Annotated in this window: 1 protein-coding gene; it reads left to right on the top strand. The window is 43.2% G+C overall.

Translation table 11 applies throughout. The features are described 5' to 3' along the window. Nucleotides 1–405 precede the first annotated feature (405 nt). Complete coding sequence (locus A142_RS13305) at nt 406–2031, top strand: methyl-accepting chemotaxis protein (RefSeq protein ID WP_019821409.1); 1626 nt, start codon at nt 406–408, stop codon at nt 2029–2031. Nucleotides 2032–2296 lie beyond the last annotated feature (265 nt).

The following is a 2296-nucleotide window of genomic DNA, read 5'->3' on the forward strand; positions in this document are numbered from 1 at the left end:
TCGCAAGTTCAAGTCTTGCAAGGGGAGCCACATTCAAGAAAGCCAAGTCGAAAGACTTGGCTTTTTTTCGTTTGAACAAAAGCAAACTCTATTCAATATACTCATCAGCTCTACTCTTAATCAGTCTCGATAAATTGAGTTATCTCCTTCTAGTACTCTTACTACAGCAGCAGATTCTAAGTTCTATAAAGAGTCCCCTACTCCAACAGAACCACTCATCCCAAAGTTCATGACACGCTAATCTTCACATCAAAAAAACAGAACCGAGTTCTGTTACTTTTTTTTCTTCGAAAATTTAATCTCTATCATGTTTTGATGTCTTTCTAATATCGGCCTTAAACCACTTAGATTAAGATTCGATGAATTATACCTAATACTAATTATTGAATCGCTGCGCGGGGAAATATGAAACTAAAAACGCAAGCTTACTTATTATCGGGCATCATATTGATCGCCCTGCTAGCACTGACGGCTACTGGTTTATGGACATTGAGAGTCGCTAGCAACATGGACAACAAGGCTCGTGTGACAGAGCTATTTAAGAGTGCATACAGCATCCTTACTGAAGTCGAGAAGATGGCGATTGATGGCACTCTAGAAGAAGAGCAAGCTAAGAAACTGGCTACTCGCCTTCTTCGCAACAACATCTATAAAGATAATGAATATGTTTACGTAGCCGATGAGAACATGACGTTTGTCGCGACACCATTAGATCCTCAACTACACGGAACCAGCTTTAACGACTTTAAAGATGGCGACGGCAATAGTGTTGGTCAGCTAATCCAAAGAGTACTTGGTAATCGTACTGGCCAGATCATTGAGTACACCTGGACACAAAAACTGCCAGATGGAACGATTGAAGAAAAACTGTCTATTGCAGAGAAAACGCCACATTGGGGCTGGGTTGTCGGCACCGGTATCGGATTCAATGAAGTTAACGCTCGTTTTTGGTCTACTGCTCAATGGCAGCTATTCCTTTGTGTGGTGATTGCTGGTCTTATTCTAGCGAGCCTAATTGTATCCATTAAACGCATGCTAGCGCTTCTTGGCGGCGAGCCTAAAGACGTACGAGAAGCAGTACAAGCCGTAGCACAAGGTCGAATTCAAACCTCTTTCGAAACTCAGGCAACAGCCGGCAGTATTTACCAGGCAGTACAACAAATGAGTAAATCACTAGCTGAGCTAGTATCAAACCTTGATGCTTCAATGCTGGCATTAAGGGGCGAACTGCAGCGCGTAGAAGATCGCGCTGGGTCAATTGCTCAACTGACAGAGACCCAGCAGCAATCAACAGAAATGATAGCGACAGCAATGACCGAGATGGCCTCTTCTGCCAATAACGTTGCTGATTCCGCTAGCGATACCGCGCGCAACACTGACGAGGCCGACAAACAGAGCCAGCATACCCAACAACTCATTCACAACACAGTAGATAACATTCAAGGCCTAGCAGGCCAACTAGGCACAGCAAGCGAAGCTGTCGCTAACCTAGATAACGATGTAAATAACATTGCAAAAGTATTGGATGTGATTGGTGATATAGCGGAGCAAACTAACCTGTTGGCACTTAACGCAGCCATTGAAGCAGCTCGAGCTGGCGAACAAGGTCGTGGATTTGCAGTTGTAGCAGATGAGGTTCGTAACCTTGCAGGCCGAACACAATCGAGCACCAAAGAAATCCAATTAATGATTAATAACCTTCAAGAAGGATCTCGCAACGCAATTCAAACCATGGAAGTGTGTGCGACTACCAGTAAAAGCACCGTAACAGAGTCCCAGAATGCCTCTGAAGCACTACAACAGATAGTTGTGGCGTTAGAGTCTATTTCATCAATGAGTCATCAAATCGCGACAGCCGCCGCTGAACAGACCCAGGTGAGTGATGATATATCGAAGCGTATCAATATGATCGAAGAGAGCGGTAACCAACTGAGCAATGTTGTAACAGAAAGTCATAACAGCACTCAAACACTCGCCTCTCTTTCTAACGAATTAGAAGCTTGGGTTAATAGGTTTGAAGTAAAACACTAAACTCTCAGCAAAATTCTTAAATATAAAAGCACGTTTTCATACGTGCTTTTTTTATTTCGACGCCCATTCAGTGTAGTTAACCGTACTTTTACTATCTTTTAGAGCATGCTAGACCTAGGTTTTTTGCCCCAAATGAACAAAAACAACCCACTAAGTATAGAAAAACATCAAACAATACTTTTTTTGCAATTTAATGTTGACCCAGAACGCGAAAACACGTTTAATACACCTCGTCGCCCGGATAGCTCAGTCGGTAGAGCAGAGG

Source organism: Vibrio splendidus 12E03, assembly GCF_000272105.2.
Taxonomy (GTDB): Bacteria; Pseudomonadota; Gammaproteobacteria; order Enterobacterales; family Vibrionaceae; genus Vibrio; species Vibrio splendidus_I.